Genomic DNA, 19318 nt, shown 5'->3' on the forward strand with positions numbered 1-19318 from the left:
TTAACTCTTAATATTGCAATCCTAACTTTTAACTTTCACTAAGTTTAGAAAGTCCATCAAACTGATAATTATCAGCTAAATCTTCCAGTTGCATCCTCAGATTTTGATGATTTTCAGGGATTTGAGACAATAATTGTAAAACTGAATCTTGATTGCAACTCTTTGCTTCCTGATAAAGAGATTTACGCCATTCGTCTGGCATAAATTTTAAGGATTCAGCAGTTAGTTTGTGTGAATTACTTTGCTCGTCAGTTGTCAAATAGCTATTTGCTTCAGATTCATAAATATATTCAACACCTAAATATCTAGCAATTTTATCTAAAAGAACTTCTTGCTGAAACGGCTTGCGAATAAAGTCATTGCAACCCAACTCCAGCATGAATTTTCTATCTTCATTAAATGCCGTTGCTGTTAGGGCAATAATCGCTGTTTTGCTAGGAATTTCTGGCTCATTCCGATTCATTTTTTGTTTGATAATTTTAGTAGCTTCATACCCATCCATGACCGGCATTCGCATATCCATTAAGATCAGATTGGGCTGTTCTTTTTCCCAGATTTCTATTGCTTCTTGCCCATTAACAGCCTCAATAACCTCAAATCCTAAAGGTACAAGAATTTGTAGCAGTAGCTGACGGTTTTCCCAATTATCTTCCACTACAAGAATACGATTATTCAATTGATTGGGTTTTAAACCTAAGATATTTCCTTTAGGGATAGATTGAGTAACTTCTAAAGTTTTCTCTGCTAAGCTAATCAAAATATTGAATTTTACTGTTGTTCCTTCTCCCACACCACTTTCAATATTAATTGCTCCACCCATCAATTCTACAAAGCGTTTGCAAATTGACAACCCCAAACCAGTTCCATCTTCAACTTGGTAAGTAGGATTGCTTTGTACGAAAGCGTCAAAAATATGATTTAATTCTTCGGGTGCTATACCTCTTCCGGTATCTTCTACTTGGAAATAAAGGCATAAAGAAGATGGTGAGGAATTCTCTACCTCTTCTACCTTTTCTACTTCCCCTAAGTTGACCGGGGAACCGCAGGCTCCGTCGTTGCACGGCGGAGTAATGGTGACTCGTAAAACTACGCTACCTTTGTCAGTAAATTTAATCGCATTTTGTAAGAGATTTATCAGTATTTGGCGCAATTTACTTTTATCGGCTTGCACATATTGAGGAAGTTCTGGATCGAACTCAAATTTCAACCGTAGTTTTTTGGCTCTGGCTTTGATGTACAGCATTGCTTCGATACCGTCAAGCAAACGATAAAGATCGAAGGTATTAACGTGAACTTCTGCCATACCAGCTTCTATCTTGGAAATATCTAAGATATCGTTGATTAATCCCAGTAAATGCTTGCTGCTGCGAAGAATGGTATCTAAATACTGCTTTTGTTTATTTTCTAATTTGGGATTTCGATTTAATATTTGCGTAAAACCTAAGATTGCATTTAGAGGAGTTCGCAATTCGTGAGTCATTCTAGCAAGGAAATCGCTTTTTGCTTGGTTTGCTGCTTCTGCTGCTTCTTTAGCGCGAACAAGTTCGGCATTTATTTGGTTTAGTTTTTCTTGAATAGAAGTTTGCTTGGTTATATCGGTGGAAATACCGCAAACTGCATAAGGATTTCCTTCCTCATCACATAGGGGCGCTTTGATGGAAATATAGTTATGATTGCCGTCAGACTGGGGAAGTATTTCTTCAAACTCTAAAACCGTTTTTTCTTCAATAACTTTGTTGTCGTTAGTCTCAAAAACTTGATAAATTTCTGGAGGGAATAACTCGCTGTCTCTATTACCCAATAATTGTTCTAACTCTAAACCAGTAACTGCACAAAGCTGTTTGTTTCCGAGCAAGTAACGTCCTTCAATGTCTTTGACATAAATGACTGATGTAGTATTATCTAAAACTGCTTGCAGTTGTTTTTCGTTTTTCTCTAATGCATCGTAAGTTAGCTGAAGTTCTGTTTGGACTTGTTTAATCTCATTTACGTCTACGAAAGTTAATACTACTCCGTCGCAATATTCTTTTGTTTGCCAATAAGGATATATTCGCATTAGCAGATGTTTTCGGCTAGAACTTAATTGGACTTCTCGCTGCTTTGGCTCGCCGCTATTAAGAACCGACTGCAATAGTTCTACAAATTCTCCAAGGCTGATGTTATTAGTAATATGTTGAATGGGACGACCAATATCTGCCTCAACTAAGTTGATAGCTACTGTTGCGGCTTGAGTAAATTTACGAATTTTTAAATCTTTATCTAGAAATATAACGCCAATATCCGTACTTTGCAGCAAATTATCGACATCAGCATTTAATTCGGTTAATTCATGAATCTTTGATTGATATTCGGCATTAACGGTAAAAAGTTCTTCATTTACCGAATGCAGTTCCTCGTTAGTACTTTGTAATTCTTCGTTAGAAGCAATTAATTCTTCGTTGGTAGCTTGCTGTTCTTCGTTGGTAGTTTCTAATTCCTCAATAGTTGCCTGTAAATTTTCGCGGCTCTGCTGCAACTCATATTCTAAATCTAATATCCGATGGGATACTTCACTATCTGCTTCAAAATTACGTGGTTGGGGTAGGATATCAACTGCTGCATCTTCTGCAATCGTCACCATCAAGAAGTCACCAGCAATCTTGTTTGCTTGTTCGTAGCTGACTTTTAAGCTGAGAATGCGTTGCTTATCGCCTTGCTCTACTTTTATTCCCGTGTAGGCAACGGCATTACGCTCTTTTTGGGCGCGACGCAATGCAGTATTCAGGGGAAGTTGTAGCGGGGGAATAACTAATTTAATTGCTTCTGTAGTCGGATTGCCTGTAGGAAATTTGAGTACTTGTGCTAAGTCCTCAAACATATAAACTACATGATTATTTTTATCTACCAGCAAGCAAGTTGCTTTCTGCTGTCCCAGCAAGTTATTTACGGCAGCTTCGAGCATCGGCTCTTTAGTCGATCTAGGCGCTTGCTTAACTGCTGGCTGCAATAAATGTTTATAATTGTCAACTCCTCTGACTGGCAGGGGAAGCCGAGAATCTCTAGCTTTTTGATAAATCTTATGTTTTTTCTCAACCGGAATCAGTTCATCTTCAAAATAAGCGACTGTTTCAGCTTCTCCCAACAATAAAAAGCCTTTCGCCACCAGTGAGAAATGAAAGTTCCGTAGTACCTGCTGCTGTAACTGCGGCTGCATATAAATCAGCACGTTGCGGCAGGTGATTAAATGCATTCGAGTAAAGTTAGCGTCTTTTGTTAAATCGTGGGGTGCAAAAATCAATGTTTCTCGCAGTTCCTTCACCACTTGAAAACTTTGCTCTTGCCGAACAAAGTACCTCTCCAAACGTTCGGGAGTGAGATCCTTGGCAATACCTTCTGGATAAATTCCGTTAGCAGCTTTTTCTAAAGCTATTCTATCGATATCGGTAGCAAAAATTTTGACTTTAGCTTGTTTGTCTAAATCGCAAAGAGCTTCATCAATCAAAATTGCGAGAGTGTAAGCTTCTTCTCCTGTCGCGCAAGCACTTACCCAACATCTAAGTTCTGCTCCCCACTCAATTTTTTCAACAATTTTAGGAATTACATTTGTTTCCAGATACTCCCAAGCCCCTGAATCGCGGAAAAATTTTGTAACGCTAATTAACAAGTCCTGACAAAGCACTTCTCTTTCTTTACGCTCAATTTGCAAGCGTGCAATATAATCGTCTATATCGTTGTATCCCGTAATCAAGCAGCGGCGATGGATGCGCCGAGAAAGAGTAGAAGGCTTGTAATGGGTAAAATTAATATGTTGATGGCGGTTGAGAATACCGGTAATTTGCCCCAGCCTGACAGAATCAAGCGCCAGCTTAGAATGCGGTTGGTCTTGCTTTTCTTCATTTAAAGGTGCTTTAACAAAATCATATATTACTTCTGCCAACTCTTGCGGAGAACCAATACTATCTATAATCCGAGTCGCGATCGCGCTTTGTGGCATTCCGTCAAACTCAGCCGTACTCGGGTCTTGCACCATGCCGGTTCCACCGGATTCATTGAGCATCCGCAAACCTTCCGAACCATCGCTACCAGTACCAGAAAGCACCACACCAATCGCGCTATCGCCCGCATCTTCACCTAAAGACTGTAAAAATATATCTATGGGAAAATTAGGTCCGGGACGTTGTCTATCCTGACGCTGTAACTGCAAGCGGCGATTTCTAACTTCTAAATTTTGACCTGGAGGAATCAAATAAACGCAATTGGGCTTTATCTCCATGCCATCTTCTACCCGATAAATATCCATCCTTGTGGTTCTTCCCAGCAATTCCTTCATCAGACTTTTGAAATCCGGTGATAAATGCTGGATGACAACAAACGCAGCCCCACTGTCAGCGGGCATATTCGCAAAGAATTCTTCCAAAGCCCGCAGCCCTCCAGCCGACGCACCAATCCCTACAACAAAAAAGTCATAGTTTTCCTTGCGATCTGTTTGTAGATTTTCGGAAGTAGAAGTCATGAAATGTTGTACTAGCGATTAATTAATGTAACGTAATATTTTCGTGCCGACAGTCGAGGGATCTAAGTCCAGGATAAGTAATTCAATCAAATAAAAAAGCAAGTATTAAATTTTTCTTAAAATCGTAAACTATCTAATTAATACTTAAACAAAATTAATTGACTGCTTACGCTATAAGAATATAAATATAGCTAAGCAGCCAAGATTATAATTGTGTAATTATTTACACCCAATATTTCTTAACGAATTATTAAGCTTGTATAAGCAACAAGCTTAAACTTTTAAACAGTTTTCATCCACTCAATGCACTTTTTCAATTCTTGCTGCATAGCTTTAGCATCAGAATTATATCTACGCCCGTGACCTGGTAAAACCCATTCAAATGAATAATTTGTCAATTTAGGCATTGATTTTTGTAACTCATCCCAGGAATACCAGCAGAAATTTCGGAAAGCTACCAGTTGTTGTAATCTATCAGACCAGGCAAGATGGTCGCCGGTAAACAAAAATTTATTTTTATATAGTAGAACAGTATGACCTTTAGTATGCCCCGGAACAGTAATAATTAATAATTCTGGAGTCAACTCGTAGTCATCTTCACCGCTTAACTGAATTTCAACATCGCGAGTACCCGAATTAATTTCTTCCTGATGCAGAATGCGCTCGCAGCCAAAATGCTCTGCGAACTTTTGATGATCGGCTACATCGTCTTTATGAGTTAGATACATAAAGCGAATTCCCCCCATTTGTTCCAAGCGCTTCACCAAAGGTGGAGTAAATCGAGGAGAATCAATTAAGATATTGCCTTCTGGTAACTGAATAAAATAACTAGCAGCACCATAAGACTTTTCCGAATGATAGCCGCAATGATAAACATTTTCTTCTACCGGAATTGGAAAACTTGATTGAGCTTCTTTGATATCCTGGGGTTTATCAACAGTACCGATAGAAGCCGTAGGGCAAGATAATAAAGCCTGAAGTGCGGCTAACCTTTGTTTTTTATCAATTGGTTGGTGATGTACTGCTGACATTCCCACTTCACGACTAAAAATTTCAGGAGTCATCCAGCGACAGGTATCGCAATCAATGCAAGTTGTATCCACATAAAAATCGCCGCTAACATTTTCAGTTCGCCGCAGATTTATACTAGCCATATTAAAACCCTTTGTAACAAGTTTGATGCAAAGTTAATTCACCTTGATACAACTACGTTAGCAAAATTTAGTGGTTGGTTTTGATAGTCAATATATGACAGTTTATGTATATAAATTTTAATTTTTATAACGCCTCCCACTCTTCATGGCTGATATTAGCCTGACGCAATATTCGATTAAGTAAACCAAGACTAATATCTGGTTACTTAAACCAGCTTGCCGCTACAAAATAGCTATATTACAATAGTAATACACAAAGAAATATACGGAAAAATAAAATGTCCTTACCAAACTATAAAACTTACATACTACCTTTTTATTAGCTGATGCAACCTAGTTATAGAGGAACATTTGAAGCGCATGTCACAGTAAAAGCAGATAATTTAGCTTGGAGGGTTAAATTTAACGAACTTTGCCAAAATTTAAATATAAAATGCGTTTTTATCGAGTTGCCTCAAGGTGTAGTTCGCTCTCAACCAATGACAGCGTCTTATCATTACGGCACTCTCAAAGATGTACTACAAAAAATCAACCGCATAGCTCAAAAGATAAAAAATGCAGACTTTGAAATTACCCGTATAAAAATTGAGGCAATGGTAAGTAACCGAGATATTCCTATTTCGGATATTGAGGCGCAGAAGTTACCAAAGAGCAATTATTTTGAGTTTCATGTCAAAGTTATTTTGCCTGCTTCGGAGAATCTTGAAGTATTAAGAAATTACTGTTTGCGGCATGATGCTCATCTATCTACAAATGCTTTTAAAAAGCTTGCAGATGGAAAACAAACGCGATTCATTACCATGCGAATATATGATATGGGATACAAATCTGCTCAAACACGCTTTGATAATTTACTTCAATTCTTAAAAGCTAAAGAATTCAAACTTTCTCAACAGCAGCGAGAATATACAGTTTATGACAGCAACTCAAGTTTAGATGCTGGATGGATCGATTAATTTTGGATTCTAATAAGAGTTCGTAGTTGCGCTTTAGCATTAATCATATTTGGCGCGAAAGCACAACTACTAACCTAGATATTTTTATAGTTGTTAAAACATGATATGAAAGAAATAAACAAGCATTTAATAAAAATTGCTAATAACACAAATCGTCCTTTAGAAGAGATATTAATTTACCACTTACTTGAAAGCGTTTTACGTAGAGTTGCTGATTCAAATTACGGTGATGAATTAGTTTTACGTGGTGGAATGCTGACTCGACTTTGGGTTCCAACGGAACGAAGAACTGCTGAAGATGTTGATTTTCTAGGTTTGTACCCTTTTGATATTCAAATAACAAAAGAAAAATTTCAAACTATTCTTAAAAATACATCTTTTACAGATAAAGTCATATTCGATATTGACACTTTAGAAGTCACGGGAATTTGGTTAGAAACAGAATTTCCAGGAGCGCGAGTTAATATTAATGCTGGATTTGAAGATTATCGAAAAAATATTCAAATAGATATTGGTTTCGGAGATCCACTAGTACCGCCAGCGGAATGGATTAATTTTCCAACACTAACTACAGAAAACATTAGATTGCAGGCTGCGACTCCCGAAACCATGTTTGGTTGGAAGCTTCACGGCTTAGTAGAACAAGGAATTAAACGCTGGCGACCAAAAGATTTATACGATTTAATGCTATTTACCTCATATATACAATTAGATGAAACAAAAGTTAAAGCAGCTATTGCCACAGCCTTCAGCAGTCGTAATACTAACTTAGAAGAAATTTATTATCTTTTATCTACACCAGAGTGGTGGGATAGAAGCAAAAATCGCGGTAAATGGAAATGGTATATTCGTCGCAAACCAGAGCAAAATATGCCAGAAGATTTTCTTTCAATTGTGGCTTTAGTGACACAAAGCTGGGAAAGTACGGTGAAAGAAATCATGGAAGCAGCTTCGTAATTTGCTGCTCCTATTCAAAAACCCGGTTTTTTCAAAAAACCGGGTTTCTAAAGTTTAAATCCAACTAACTCTCAACCAACCAATAAATTCAACTTATCCCCAAAAAAACTTACAATGCGATGAGTCACGGGCAAACTATCAATCACCATACCCAAACACAACAACATCATATAAGAAATGGAATAGAGAAACATTCCTTTAGCCAAACTACGATCTTGAGGATGATGTAATAATTGCCACGCTTTGCGAATAAATACCGCTCCCAAACACAAAGCAATAATAGTGTAGATAATTCCTACAGAATGCAAGGGATAAACTAGTAAAAGCGTTGATGCGACTGTTACCAAGCTATACCACCAAATTTGCTTCACTGTTGCTTCTTCTCCTGCAACCACTGGCAGCATTGGTACGTTTACTGCTGCGTAATCATCTTTAATCATCAATGCTAAAGACCAAAAGTGTGGTGGAGTCCAAACAAACACAATAGCAAATATCAACCATGCAGTAGGACTTAAAGTACCCGTTACCGCAGCACAACCAACTAAAGCGGGAATTGCTCCTGCGGCTCCCCCAATGACAATATTTTGAGTGCTGCTGCGCTTCAGCCAATGGGTGTAAATTAACAAGTAAAAAGCAATCCCGGACATTGCTAAGAATGCAGAAAGCAAATTAGCAAATATACTAAGCAGGGCAAAAGAAGCTACAGCTAAAACTATGGCAAAAATTAAAGCATCGCGTGGTTGTACTCTACCCGAAGGTATGGGGCGATGGCGGGTACGCTCCATATCATAATCAATATCGCGGTCGTAAATACAGTTAATTGTTTGGGCGCTAGCAGCCGCTAAAGTACCACCAGCAAGAGTTACTAATAACAATACGGGATTAACCTCTCCCGATGCGGCTATCCACATGCTTCCAGCAGTAGTAATCAGCAACAAAGGGATAATGCGGGGTTTAGTTAGCTGGTAGTAACTTTGAATAACTTGTAAAAACGTAGAGTGTCGTGGAGAGACATTTGTCTCAATCATCTTGGTAATGGTTCCTTATTTTTTAACAATTTATATGCTGTTTTTGCCTTTGCAGGCTGTTAGCGTCGAACAAATTAGTTATTAGTCATTAGTTATCAGTTATTAGTAGACAGTTAACAAATAGCATCTAACAACTAGCCACTAAATACTAACTACTAAGCACTAACATCACTTGTAGCAGATGAATTCAAGTCTGTGTTGTAACCTGAAATACTACGAGTGTCCATCCAATCACGTATTGCAAGTACTGTAAAAACAACTAATGTCCCTAGTAAAGAAGCCCCTATAGCCTGATGAGTAACGGTTAAAGGTTCTACCTGCAAATGTAAGCGGAAAGTGGCAAATCCTAAGACAATCTGTAGAATTAGTAACCCGCCAGCATAATTAGCCAGTTTTCGTAAAGCTGGGTGTAGTGCTGGAGTCCGCCAAGACACGAATACTAAGGCTAATGTTGCTAAGGTTGGTGGTAGCAAACCAAAAATATGAGTGTACATAACGGTACAGAATTGATCCCCGCTCAAACATTGATGTAAAGCCCAGCGCGAACCAACTAAAGCACCTAGTAAGCTTTGTAAATAAACTAAAAGGCTAGCAGTGAAAGATATTGCTGGTAGTTTACCAACAGTTCCTGTGGCTTTATAAGGTGTGAGTGCCGTACCAATAATCAGCAAAGTGGTAAAAAAGAATAATGCCGTCCCCAAATGAGCGGTAACAATATCAAACCGCAAAAGCTGTGTAACGGTAAGCCCTCCTAAAATACCCTGAAAGACAATCAAAAACAGAGCAAATGTAGAAGCCCAAGGCAGCCATTTAGGTAAATCTCGACGACTCCACCAAGACATTCCTACCAAAGCTAAAGCGCTAAAACCAATCAATGCAGCATCCAATCGGTGAAACCATTCTAGGAAAACCTGCAAATTCATTTGTTTAGTCGGTACAAGTTCCCCGTAACAAAGAGGCCAATCCGGACAAGCAAGTCCAGCATTCATCACGCGGGTAGCACTACCGATTGCCATCAAAATCAAAGTGGCGATCGCCATCTTCCACACAAGCTTACGAATTCTATCTTTTTGCGATTGTTGCTGTGTTGTCGCAACTTCGTTTTGTTGTTCTAAAACAAATTGGCTCATCAAATTTATCCCTTCTTATGCCCGAGAATCCAAGCTAGCTGCATTGTCCAAAACGCGAACTACATATTTTCTTCATTAACACCCTAGCGTAAACATCAGGATTTTATTCAAACCCCTTACTTATACTCTGGATCGTGAATCGAAAATGTAGCCAAAAGCTTTAGAGATTTTTTATGTTGTGATGAATTGATGATTAGGAATTGGGAATTATTAATAGAGAATAGGCAATTGGCAATCGGGAAACAATAATAAAATTGTTCGGTTTCCACTAAAAATACTTTTTGTTTTCTAGTTTCCCTGTTTTAGCATCTCTCTATACCCTTGTCTGCTGATTTCAATTACGGAGTCTAAAAAATAATAAAGATTTTTACTTGTAGCACTCAATGCTCATTGCCTACACTACCTTAGTATGTGAGTAGTTCTAAATAATCTAGTAAAGCCGCTAACTATTATCAACCGTGAAAATTCCAAGTACAATCTGGACATTATTAATTGGTATCCTGCTGACACTAGCCAGTTTTTGGCTGGGTCAAAATCATGGTTTACTGCCTACAGCCGCTTCGGATGAAGCTTTTTTGGTGGACGGTTTGTTCAATACGATGATGACCGTTTCTGCGGGTATTTTTCTTATTGTTGAAGGAGTGTTGATTTTCAGCGCTATCAAATACCGCCGTCGTAAAGGAGATGATACAGATGCCGAACCAATTCATGGGAACGTACCGTTAGAAATTCTGTGGACGGCAATCCCAGCTATCATAGTTCTAGGTATTTCTGTTTATAGCTTTGATGTATACAACTCAATAGGTGGGTTTAGTCCTGACGATGTTAATGAATCTCCCATAGCTCCGCAAGCCACATCAATGCCTGGTGCAGCTATTGCAGCAACATTGGACGAGACACCTGATGTTAGAAATATTGAACAACTCCCCGAGAAAGAAAATGCTCCGGGAATGGGTATTGTTTCTCCGACTTTGGGCGCTACTCCCGAGAACCAGCAGACACAGCCCGATTTGGTAGTAAAAGTAACTGGTTTGCAGTACGCTTTTCTGTTTAACTATCCCGAAAGCGGTGTTTTCTCCGGTGAATTACACGTCCCTATAGGTAAAGAAGTTTATCTTGATATGGCTGCTAACGATGTAATTCATGCTTTTTGGGTACCAGAATTTCGTTTGAAGCAAGATTTAATTCCTGGAAGACAAACACAACTTCGTTTTACACCTCGGAAAGTAGGGGACTATAAGTTGATTTGTGCCGAACTTTGCGGCCCCTATCACGGTGCAATGAATACAACTGTTGTTGTTCAATCACCAGAAGATTTTGATAATTGGATAAAAGAACAGCAAGTTGCTAGCAAAGAAACCATGAATCAAGCAGTTGCTGTTAATCCCGCAGAATTATCAGCCGATGAATTTCTTGCTCCCTATACTAACCAAATGGGAATTTCATCAGATACCTTAGAGCAAATTCATAATTAGTATTTAGTGGTTAGTGGTTAGTAGTTAGTGGTTAGTGGTGAATAAACAAATATCAACCATAAACTAACAACTATCAACTAACAACCATCAACTAACAACCATCAACTATCACCCGAAGGGTGTGGCTCATCAACTAACAAATAATTTTTATGACACAAGCACAGATGGAACCATCAGCCCATACGGCTGAGACTTCCCATAATCGTCAGAGAAAATGGTGGGAGTATTTTACTTTCAATACCGACCATAAGGTAATTGGAATACAGTACCTAGTCACTACATTCATTTTTTACTGTATCGGTGGTGTAATGGCGGATTTGGTTCGTACTGAACTGCGAACTCCCGCATCAGATTTTGTAAGTCCGGAACTTTACAACGGCTTGTTTACCCTGCACGCTACAATCATGATTTTTCTGTGGATTGTGCCAGCAGGTGCGGGTTTTGCCAATTATCTGATTCCCTTGATGATTGGGGCGGAAGATATGGCATTTCCGAAATTAAATGCCCTGGCTTTCTGGATTGTTCCTCCTTCTGGAGTATTGCTAATTACCAGTTTGGCTCTAGGGGATGCACCGGATGCGGGTTGGACTTCTTATCCTCCTCTGAGTTTAGTCACCGGACAAGTTGGTGAGGCAATTTGGATTGCCAGTATTTTGCTGCTGGGTACCTCTTCGATTTTAGGTGCCATCAATTTCCTGGTAACTTTGTTGAAAATGCGCGCCCCTGGAATCGGTTTCCATCAACTACCTTTGTTTTGCTGGGCAATGATGGCTACCTCGGCGCTGGTTTTAATTTCAACCCCAGTACTTGCAGGCGCACTTATTCTACTTTCTTTTGACTTAATTGCCGGAACCGCATTCTTCAATCCATCTGGTGGTGGCGATCCCGTAGTTTACCAGCACATGTTCTGGTTCTACTCCCACCCTGCGGTTTACATTATGATTTTGCCTTTCTTCGGGGTAATTTCGGAAGTGATTCCCACTCATTCGCGTAAACCTATTTTTGGTTATAAAGCAATTGCCTATTCTTCTCTAGCAATTAGCTTTTTGGGTTTGATTGTTTGGGCGCACCATATGTTTACCAGCGGTATTCCTGGTTGGTTGCGGATGTTTTTCATGATTACCACCATGGTTATTGCCGTACCTACTGGTATTAAAATATTTAGCTGGTTGGCAACAATGTGGGGTGGAAAAATCCGTCTCAACAGCGCGATGCTTTTTGCAATGGGCTTCTTAGGTATCTTTGTAATTGGCGGTATCAGTGGTGTCATGTTGGCTGCGGTGCCTTTTGATATCCACGTTCATGACACCTATTTTGTAGTTGCTCACTTGCATTACGTATTATTTGGCGGTTCGGTTTTGGGAATTTTCGCAGGTTACTACCACTGGTTCCCCAAAATTACCGGACGCATGGTTAACGAAACCTTGGGTAGAATTCATTTTGCTCTAACAATCGTCGGTATGAACATGACTTTCTTACCCATGCATAAGTTGGGTTTGATGGGAATGAATCGTCGCATTGCTCAATACGACCCCAAATTTGCCAGCATCAACGAAATTTGTACCTACGGTTCCTATATCCTGGCAATATCCACAATTCCTTTCATCATCAACATTGTTTGGAGTTGGATGGCTGGGAAAAAAGCAAATAACAATCCTTGGGATTCCTTGACATTGGAGTGGATGACCACTTCACCACCAGCCATAGAGAACTTTGAGTCACATCCTTTCTTACTTGTGGGACCTTATGAATATGGAACCGAAAGAGCTAAGCAAGTTGTAGCTTTATCTCATACCGACAAACCCTTCACTAATGCCAAATCACCGGCACCAGCAAGCGGTGATGACGAATCTTATCCAGCGATCGCAGCAGAAGCGGGATAAACGTACAAAAACCTCACCCCTTCCCCTCTCTCTTTATTAAGGAGAGGGGTGAAAGAATAAGAGTAAGTCTCCAAAAGAAATTATTCATACCCAATTAAAATTCATGCAAAGTCAAGCAATCGATCCAGCAAAAACAGAACAAAATCACCATCATGCAGCAGCTGTAGAATCGCAACATGCAGAACATCCAGACCATCGTCTGTTTGGATTAGTTGTATTTCTAATCGCTGAAGGAATGATTTTCTTGGGTATGTTCGGTGCATACTTTGCTTTCCGTTCTACCTTAGCTGAATGGCCACCTGCTGGTACGCCAGAGTTAGAATTATTGCTCCCCGGTATCAACACAATAATTCTAATTTCTAGTAGTTTTGTAATTCATAATGCCGATACCGCCATCAAAAAGAACAACGTGCGGGGAATGCAAATGTGGTTTGCGATCACCGCTATTATGGGAATAATCTTTTTATGCGGTCAAATTTATGAATACAAGCATTTAGAATTTGGTTTAACAACCAATTTATTTGCTAGTGCGTTTTACGTGTTGACAGGTTTCCACGGATTACACGTTACCATCGGAGTTTTAGCGATATTGGCTGTATTGTGGCGTTCTCGCAAGCAAAACCATTACAGCGACGAGCATCATTTTGGAATAGAAGCAGCGGAATTATACTGGCACTTTGTTGATGTGATTTGGATTGTGCTTTTCGGAATTCTGTATCTACTTTAAGTTTTTTCGTAATTCAAATATTTGATTTTCAAACCCCCAACTTGGGGGTTTTATTTTTTATTTTGGCAGTTTTCGTTTGGGTAAAAGCTGGGTTCATAGAAAAACCCAAGATATATAAATGCATAAATTAGCAGAAAATTGTTTGAATCTTACTAATCTCAAACCAAGTACGATCGCTGACAATTCCGTCAGCGACTAAACCAGCATTTTTCTGCAAATTTTTGATGGCTGATTCTGTTTGCAAACCAAAAATTCCATCAACTGTACTAGCATGGTTACCCATTGTAAGTTCACTACTATAATAACCACCAGTAAATAGGCGATCTTGCATTTGTTTGACTAATACTCCGGTGCTACCTTTTTTCAATATAGGCATATCAACAGGTGCCCCCTTGTAAAGTGCTTGCCATGTTTTATTACCAACAATGCCATCTTGCACTAAAAACATTTTGCCTTGAAACAGTTTTACTGCATCTTCAGTTTTAGAGCCAAATACACCATCAATTGCCTCAGCCTCAGTAGGGTAAGCGCAAGCTCCATTATTATCAATGTATACATACATACCGTAGTGTAAAAGTAGCTTTTGCAATTCTTTTACTGCTTCACCTGTAGAACCTTTCTTAAGTACTGGCTTACTGATTCTATTGCTTGTAGTAGTTGTCATAATCTTGACTCCTTAATTTGTTTACTAACCAATTCATCAAGAAGGAAGCATAGGACTCCGGGAAGATGATGGTACCCAACAGGGTACTGTTTTCTACTAATAATAATTTAATGATTTAAAATTTTGAGCAAAAGGTGCGTCAAGAATGTACGCGCAAAATTTATGCCTGTACTCAAAAACGCTCCATATTATTGCTATTTGTTGTTAAGCTTTATTATTTTTAGTTTCAAAAACTTCCTTAAATACATTTTGCAGTCTTAAAATTTTATAGGCGCAAGATTATCTGAATATATATATGCCTCTTAAAATTATTCAAAACTTTGATAGTAGTTTTACTTTAGAACCACAGGCAAAAGCAACTTTATTTGAACTGTTAACAAACGAAAGTTTTCTCAAAAATATTTCTCAACAGTCAAAATGCGAACAAGTAGAATTTACAGAATTATTATTTCAACCGGTTCCTTATAGCAGCACTACACCCAAAGGAATGCCAGCGGAATTTGAGAAGTACCACGAATCAGAACAGCACGCGATTATAAACGTACCACCAAATTTCATGTTTAAAGCTAAGATTTTTAAACCCAGTCGGCTATGTGCAATTTATAAAAAAATTGATATTTGTTAATTGTTAGTTGTTAGTTGTTAATTGCTAGCGTCAAATAATTAATACTAATTGATAATTGTTAACTAACGATCCACACCCAACCAGTGAACAACTGATAACTGTTCACTGTTCACTGTTCACTGTTCACTGTTAATTGTTCACTGAAAATGACTACACAAGCAAATATTCCTGAATTAACAAGTTTAGATTTTATTCCTTACATTGATGAAGATGGTAATTTACCCGAACAGTATCAAGGCAAAATAGGAGTATATGCAATTTTTGATCGAGAAAAGACTCTGCAATTTGTTGGTTATTCACGCGATGTTTTTCTCAGCCTCAGACAGCATTTAGTACGTCAACCTGAATCATGTTATTGGGTAAAAGTAGAAACTATTGAACGTCCTAGCCGTAAAATCTTAGAAGAAATAGAACAAGCTTGGATTGCGGAAAATGCTAGCTTACCTATAGGGAATGGAGAAAATAAAGACAAATGGATTTCTCCGATTAATGCTAAAGCCTTAATAACTCCTGAAGAACAAGCAAATTATGATAATCCCATTCATGATGAAATGGCGAAAATCAAAATTATTAAAAATATAGCGCGCAGAGTTGAAGCAGACATTCTCAAACAGCTTGAAGCACGCGGTTTACAAATGCAGATCAGATTTAATCCGAAGTTGAAGGAAGAAGGTTTATTGGATTTGAAATCTTAGAAATTTATCTTTGGGCTGTAATACGCCTGGTAGAACATCTTTCCTGGAATAAGTAGATGTAGAGACGGGATATATCTCGTTTCTACAATTTTGGTATTGTATACTAATTTTTGAAATATTAAGTTATAACTAAAAATCGTAAAGAAAATTTCTTTAAGTTTTTATCAGAACTATATAATCATGAATCAAAATATTTCTTCGCTAGCTCACAAAATTATAGGTGTAGCTGTAATTTGGAATGATAAAGAGCAAATATTAATAGATCGTCGTCGTCAAGAAGGAGCGATGGGGGGTTTGTGGGAGTTTCCTGGTGGCAAAATAGAACCGGGTGAAACTGTTGAACAATGCATTAAACGAGAAATTGATGAGGAATTAGCAATAGATATTGAAGTCGGAGAGCATCTTATAACTATTGACTATACTTATACAGATTTACGAGTTACCCTCAACGTACATGAATGCAGCCATATTAAAGGCATTCCACAAGCATTGGAATGTGATGAAATCCGATGGGTAAGCTTAGAAGAATTGGAAAAATTTGATTTTCCTGCTGCCAATTTTCAAATTATTACAGCCTTACAGCAGAAAGTAGCTAACCGCAAACAGTTAATTAGATAAAATATAGAATTTTAACCGATAACTATCCTTTTAATTGGGATAAACAGGCAGTATAAAGTGGAACCAAGCCCCTCCTGTAGGTGCGCGATCTACCCAAATTTGACCGTAGTGGGCTTGAACAATTTTTTGACACAAGCTTAAGCCTATACCGTAGCCATCTTTAGCTTCATCCCTTTCGAGACGGAAGCGATTTTCAAAAATGCGATCGCGGTTTTCTTGGGGAATACCTGGGCCGCTATCACCGATGCTAAATTGGACTTTTTGACTGGTACGATGCAAACCGGCAATAGTAACAGTACCTTCGGGGGGAGTGTACTTGATAGCATTATCTAGAAGGTTAATCACCACTTGCCGTATGCGTTCGGGATCGGCGTAAACGTAGGGTAAGTCTTGAGGAATATCTTTTATTATTTCTAAAGATTTTGCTTTATATGATTCGCGCAATTCTTCGAGTACTTCTAAACAAATATCGCCTAATACTATCTTTTGAGGCGATATCGGAATTTTTGTATCCTTGCCACGTCCTACCTGCAACAAATCGGTAATCATTTTTTCAATTACCTTGGTTTGGGTGCGGGCATGATTGAGCATATGAGCCGTTAATGCTGGCGTTAATCGCCTAAATTCACCCGTTTCGCTATTGTAATTAGATTTTAAGGTATCTATGGCGATAATTGTTGCTGTCAGGGGGTTGCGGAGGTCATGAGCCAACATACCGATGACACGATCTTTAAATTGCAATTGTTCTTGCAGCTGCTGTTTTTCTTGTTTTAAACGAAAAACTTCATCAGAAAGCTCGATGATTTCTGCGGAAATTGCCAGAGAATTAGTCGGAATTTCAGATTTTTTGATGTACCCATCAGGGTCATTTTCTACAGCTTGTTGGAATTCTTGCTGTAGCTGTAAGTAAGATTCTACGCTGGTTTGCCATCTAGACCACCAAGTTTTTAATTGAGAAACTATGTTGCTACCGGCTAAAACTTGTCGGGGTTCTGGATGAATCTTAATTAGTGCTGGTGTTGCTACGAGTTTAAAATGCTCTGCTAAATGGGGTTGTTTTCCTACATCAATAATCTGGAGTTCAAAATCATATTCAAGCTGCAATTGTTGGAGATAAGAGCGGATTTGCTGTATTTGTAGTCGGGACTTGGGACGTTCATCCACGAACAATAGTAGCTGTAAAGGAGCTTCTGAATTAATAAGTTGTTGTCCCTGAGAAGCTTGCATCAAATATTGTTTCAACACTGGTCACAAACCGTTATAACTTTCGCTCTCAAGTAGCATGGACTGACGGATGCGCTTAAAATAGTCGTTTTAACTTCTATTTTAGTTTTTTACGTTTGAATTTTTCATTGGACTTTAAAAATGAGATATACCTTTTTGAGTTTTTTGCTTCCTTTTTGTTTGCTAGCTAGCTTGGAAAGCGCTTTTGCTGCCGATACTCAGTTAGAATCTTCAGATCGTAAACAAAAATCCAGTCAACTTAAAAGCTTTGATGTTGTTTCGAGAAATTTAGTTGCTCAACAAGTAAATTTAATTGCTCGTATACAACAAGCTTTGTCGGAACCAGATTCCAACAGAATGCGAGCTGTAGGAGGACAATTAATTACTCATACTGTTGTAGTAGAAAGTTTTCTTAAGCGGCAATATTCTCACCCGCAAGCTTTATGCGGTCAAAATCAAGCTCAAAATACTTCTGTTGATTCTATTCCTCCTTTCAATCCATCAAATTTAAAAATTTACTGCTCTTTATATAATTCGACTCAAGAATTATCGAAATTGACTCCAATACTCGATAGACTTTTATCTCGACGAGGTGAATTAGCAATAGTTCGAGAATTACCATTAGTTAGCGGAGAAAAACAGTCGGATTTAGTTCTTCCCATGTCTCCCGTAAGTCGTCCAAATTTATATAAACGAGCAATTCCTTACGCAATTTTAGAACCCGCAGTAGAACAAAGTCCTTCATTGTTTATTGGTAAGAGAAAAAAAAGCGCGATCGCTAACTATACTCCACCCGTTCAACCAGCAATTAAACCACCATCCGCAGCATTAACGACTTTAGAAAATGCCGAAAAGTTCTTATCAAAAGCAATATCTGTATTTCCTTCTACAAATCAATTTCAAAATCCTCACAAAGTCAGAGCAGAATTAGACCATTTAAGTTACGACGTTGACCTCCTTCAAAAGCAAACTTATAAAAAACTCCTATCAATGCCCAATACCGGAATTTTTCGCGTATTGCCGCATCAAGCGTATCTTCGTCCCTTGAATACTGTTAAAAATCGCTCCCAAAAAGATATTCTCGGTCGCTATCCTTTTCCAGTTTTGGCTAAACCCGAGGGTAACTTTAAGCCTAATTTACCACTTCAGATAGTAAAAGAAAAGTTTCAGCTACTGTCTCAAGGAGTAGATTACGGTTTTATCGCTGATGTCGGGCAGATTTCTTTAGAAAAGTTAGATGCGAGTTTAGAAGCTATTGATGCCGATAAAAGAGATTTATTTATTAATTATCAACCTCCAAAAAAACTAGACGCACTACTTGTAGAAAAGCGAAAAATTACTACCGGTAAACAGAAAATAACAGTAGATAATCAATTCGCTTTTAATCAAGTCGATGCAAAATTAAATCACACTTACTTAGTGCGTAATTTACAGTTCCAGTTACCAGAAATTATCACAAATAATCAAGTAGTTTCCAAAAAACAACGTCGCTATATAGAGCAATTACTACAAATGCCAAGCAGTGATGTAATTGTGGCTTTTAAACCCGTGCGTCGTCATTCAGATGGCAGCTATACCATTCTCTGGCGAGTATTGCAGCAATTCAAAGATCCAAAAATTGAAGATTTGGAAGATTATCTCAAGTATCAAAAATAATTTTTTTTCTTTGCTAAATTATCGATTGCGATTA

15 protein-coding genes are annotated in these 19318 nt (G+C 38.3%); 9 read left to right on the forward strand and 6 right to left on the reverse strand.

What is annotated here, in order from left to right; genetic code table 11:
• Positions 1–28: 28 nt before the first annotated feature.
• Both RIV7116_RS01285 and RIV7116_RS01290 read right to left on the reverse strand, forming a co-directional pair.
• The gene (locus RIV7116_RS01285; RefSeq protein ID WP_015116449.1) at positions 29–4492 is read right to left on the reverse strand and encodes a chemotaxis protein CheB; all 4464 of its coding nucleotides are present in this window, start codon (positions 4490–4492) and stop codon (positions 29–31) included.
• Between the two features lie 281 nt (positions 4493–4773).
• Positions 4774–5646, reverse strand: a complete 873-nt coding sequence (locus RIV7116_RS01290; protein WP_015116450.1) for an MBL fold metallo-hydrolase — start codon at positions 5644–5646, stop codon at positions 4774–4776.
• Positions 5647–5972: 326 nt separating this feature from the next.
• Here RIV7116_RS01290 and RIV7116_RS01295 point away from each other — a divergent pair, with 326 nt between their 5' ends.
• Positions 5973–6602: a hypothetical protein gene (locus tag RIV7116_RS01295; RefSeq protein ID WP_015116451.1), complete on the forward strand. Its 630-nt coding sequence runs from the start codon at positions 5973–5975 to the stop codon at positions 6600–6602.
• Between the two features lie 105 nt (positions 6603–6707).
• Complete coding sequence (locus RIV7116_RS01300; RefSeq protein WP_015116452.1) at positions 6708–7559, forward strand: nucleotidyl transferase AbiEii/AbiGii toxin family protein; 852 nt, start codon at positions 6708–6710, stop codon at positions 7557–7559.
• A gap of 71 nt (positions 7560–7630) precedes the next feature.
• Here the strand turns inward: RIV7116_RS01300 and RIV7116_RS01305 are convergent, their stop codons facing one another.
• Positions 7631–8587 (reverse strand): heme o synthase, encoded by a 957-nt coding sequence (locus RIV7116_RS01305; RefSeq protein WP_015116453.1) that lies wholly within the window; start codon positions 8585–8587, stop codon positions 7631–7633.
• A 155-nt stretch (positions 8588–8742) separates the two neighbouring features.
• Complete coding sequence (locus RIV7116_RS01310) at positions 8743–9717, reverse strand: heme A synthase (RefSeq protein WP_015116454.1); 975 nt, start codon at positions 9715–9717, stop codon at positions 8743–8745.
• Positions 9718–10175: 458 nt separating this feature from the next.
• Between RIV7116_RS01310 and RIV7116_RS01315 the strand changes: the two genes are divergently transcribed.
• From RIV7116_RS01315 to RIV7116_RS01325, 3 genes are all read left to right on the forward strand, one after another.
• Entirely contained in the window at positions 10176–11192 is a 1017-nt protein-coding gene (locus RIV7116_RS01315; RefSeq protein WP_015116455.1) for a cytochrome c oxidase subunit II, read from the forward strand.
• Between the two features lie 149 nt (positions 11193–11341).
• On the forward strand, positions 11342–13075 hold the full coding sequence (gene ctaD / locus RIV7116_RS01320; protein WP_015116456.1) for a cytochrome c oxidase subunit I: 1734 nt from the start codon (positions 11342–11344) through the stop codon (positions 13073–13075).
• A gap of 103 nt (positions 13076–13178) precedes the next feature.
• The gene (locus tag RIV7116_RS01325; protein ID WP_015116457.1) at positions 13179–13802 is read left to right on the forward strand and encodes a heme-copper oxidase subunit III; all 624 of its coding nucleotides are present in this window, start codon (positions 13179–13181) and stop codon (positions 13800–13802) included.
• Positions 13803–13929: 127 nt separating this feature from the next.
• On the opposite strand, the gene RIV7116_RS01330 is transcribed toward RIV7116_RS01325, so the two are convergent.
• Positions 13930–14466 carry a peptidoglycan-binding protein gene (locus RIV7116_RS01330; protein WP_015116458.1) on the reverse strand — a complete coding sequence of 179 codons (537 nt, stop codon included), beginning with the start codon at positions 14464–14466 and terminating at the stop codon, positions 13930–13932.
• 295 nt (positions 14467–14761) lie between these two features.
• Here RIV7116_RS01330 and RIV7116_RS01335 point away from each other — a divergent pair, with 295 nt between their 5' ends.
• The 3 genes from RIV7116_RS01335 to mutT all read left to right on the forward strand — a co-directional run bounded on the left by RIV7116_RS01335 (position 14762) and on the right by mutT (position 16404).
• The gene (locus tag RIV7116_RS01335; protein ID WP_015116459.1) at positions 14762–15091 is read left to right on the forward strand and encodes a hypothetical protein; all 330 of its coding nucleotides are present in this window, start codon (positions 14762–14764) and stop codon (positions 15089–15091) included.
• Positions 15092–15237: 146 nt separating this feature from the next.
• Complete coding sequence (locus RIV7116_RS01340; protein WP_015116460.1) at positions 15238–15786, forward strand: GIY-YIG nuclease family protein; 549 nt, start codon at positions 15238–15240, stop codon at positions 15784–15786.
• Between the two features lie 180 nt (positions 15787–15966).
• A complete protein-coding gene (gene mutT, locus RIV7116_RS01345) occupies positions 15967–16404 on the forward strand; it encodes an 8-oxo-dGTP diphosphatase MutT (protein WP_015116461.1) in 438 nt (145 codons plus the stop codon).
• Positions 16405–16434: 30 nt separating this feature from the next.
• On the opposite strand, the gene RIV7116_RS01350 is transcribed toward mutT, so the two are convergent.
• The gene (locus tag RIV7116_RS01350; RefSeq protein WP_015116462.1) at positions 16435–17631 is read right to left on the reverse strand and encodes a histidine kinase; all 1197 of its coding nucleotides are present in this window, start codon (positions 17629–17631) and stop codon (positions 16435–16437) included.
• Between the two features lie 138 nt (positions 17632–17769).
• Here RIV7116_RS01350 and RIV7116_RS01355 point away from each other — a divergent pair, with 138 nt between their 5' ends.
• On the forward strand, positions 17770–19284 hold the full coding sequence (locus tag RIV7116_RS01355) for a hypothetical protein (protein WP_015116463.1): 1515 nt from the start codon (positions 17770–17772) through the stop codon (positions 19282–19284).
• The last annotated feature ends 34 nt before the right edge of the window (positions 19285–19318 follow it).

It is taken from the genome of Rivularia sp. PCC 7116 (genome assembly GCF_000316665.1).
In the GTDB taxonomy this organism is placed as follows: Bacteria; Cyanobacteriota; Cyanobacteriia; order Cyanobacteriales; family Nostocaceae; genus Rivularia.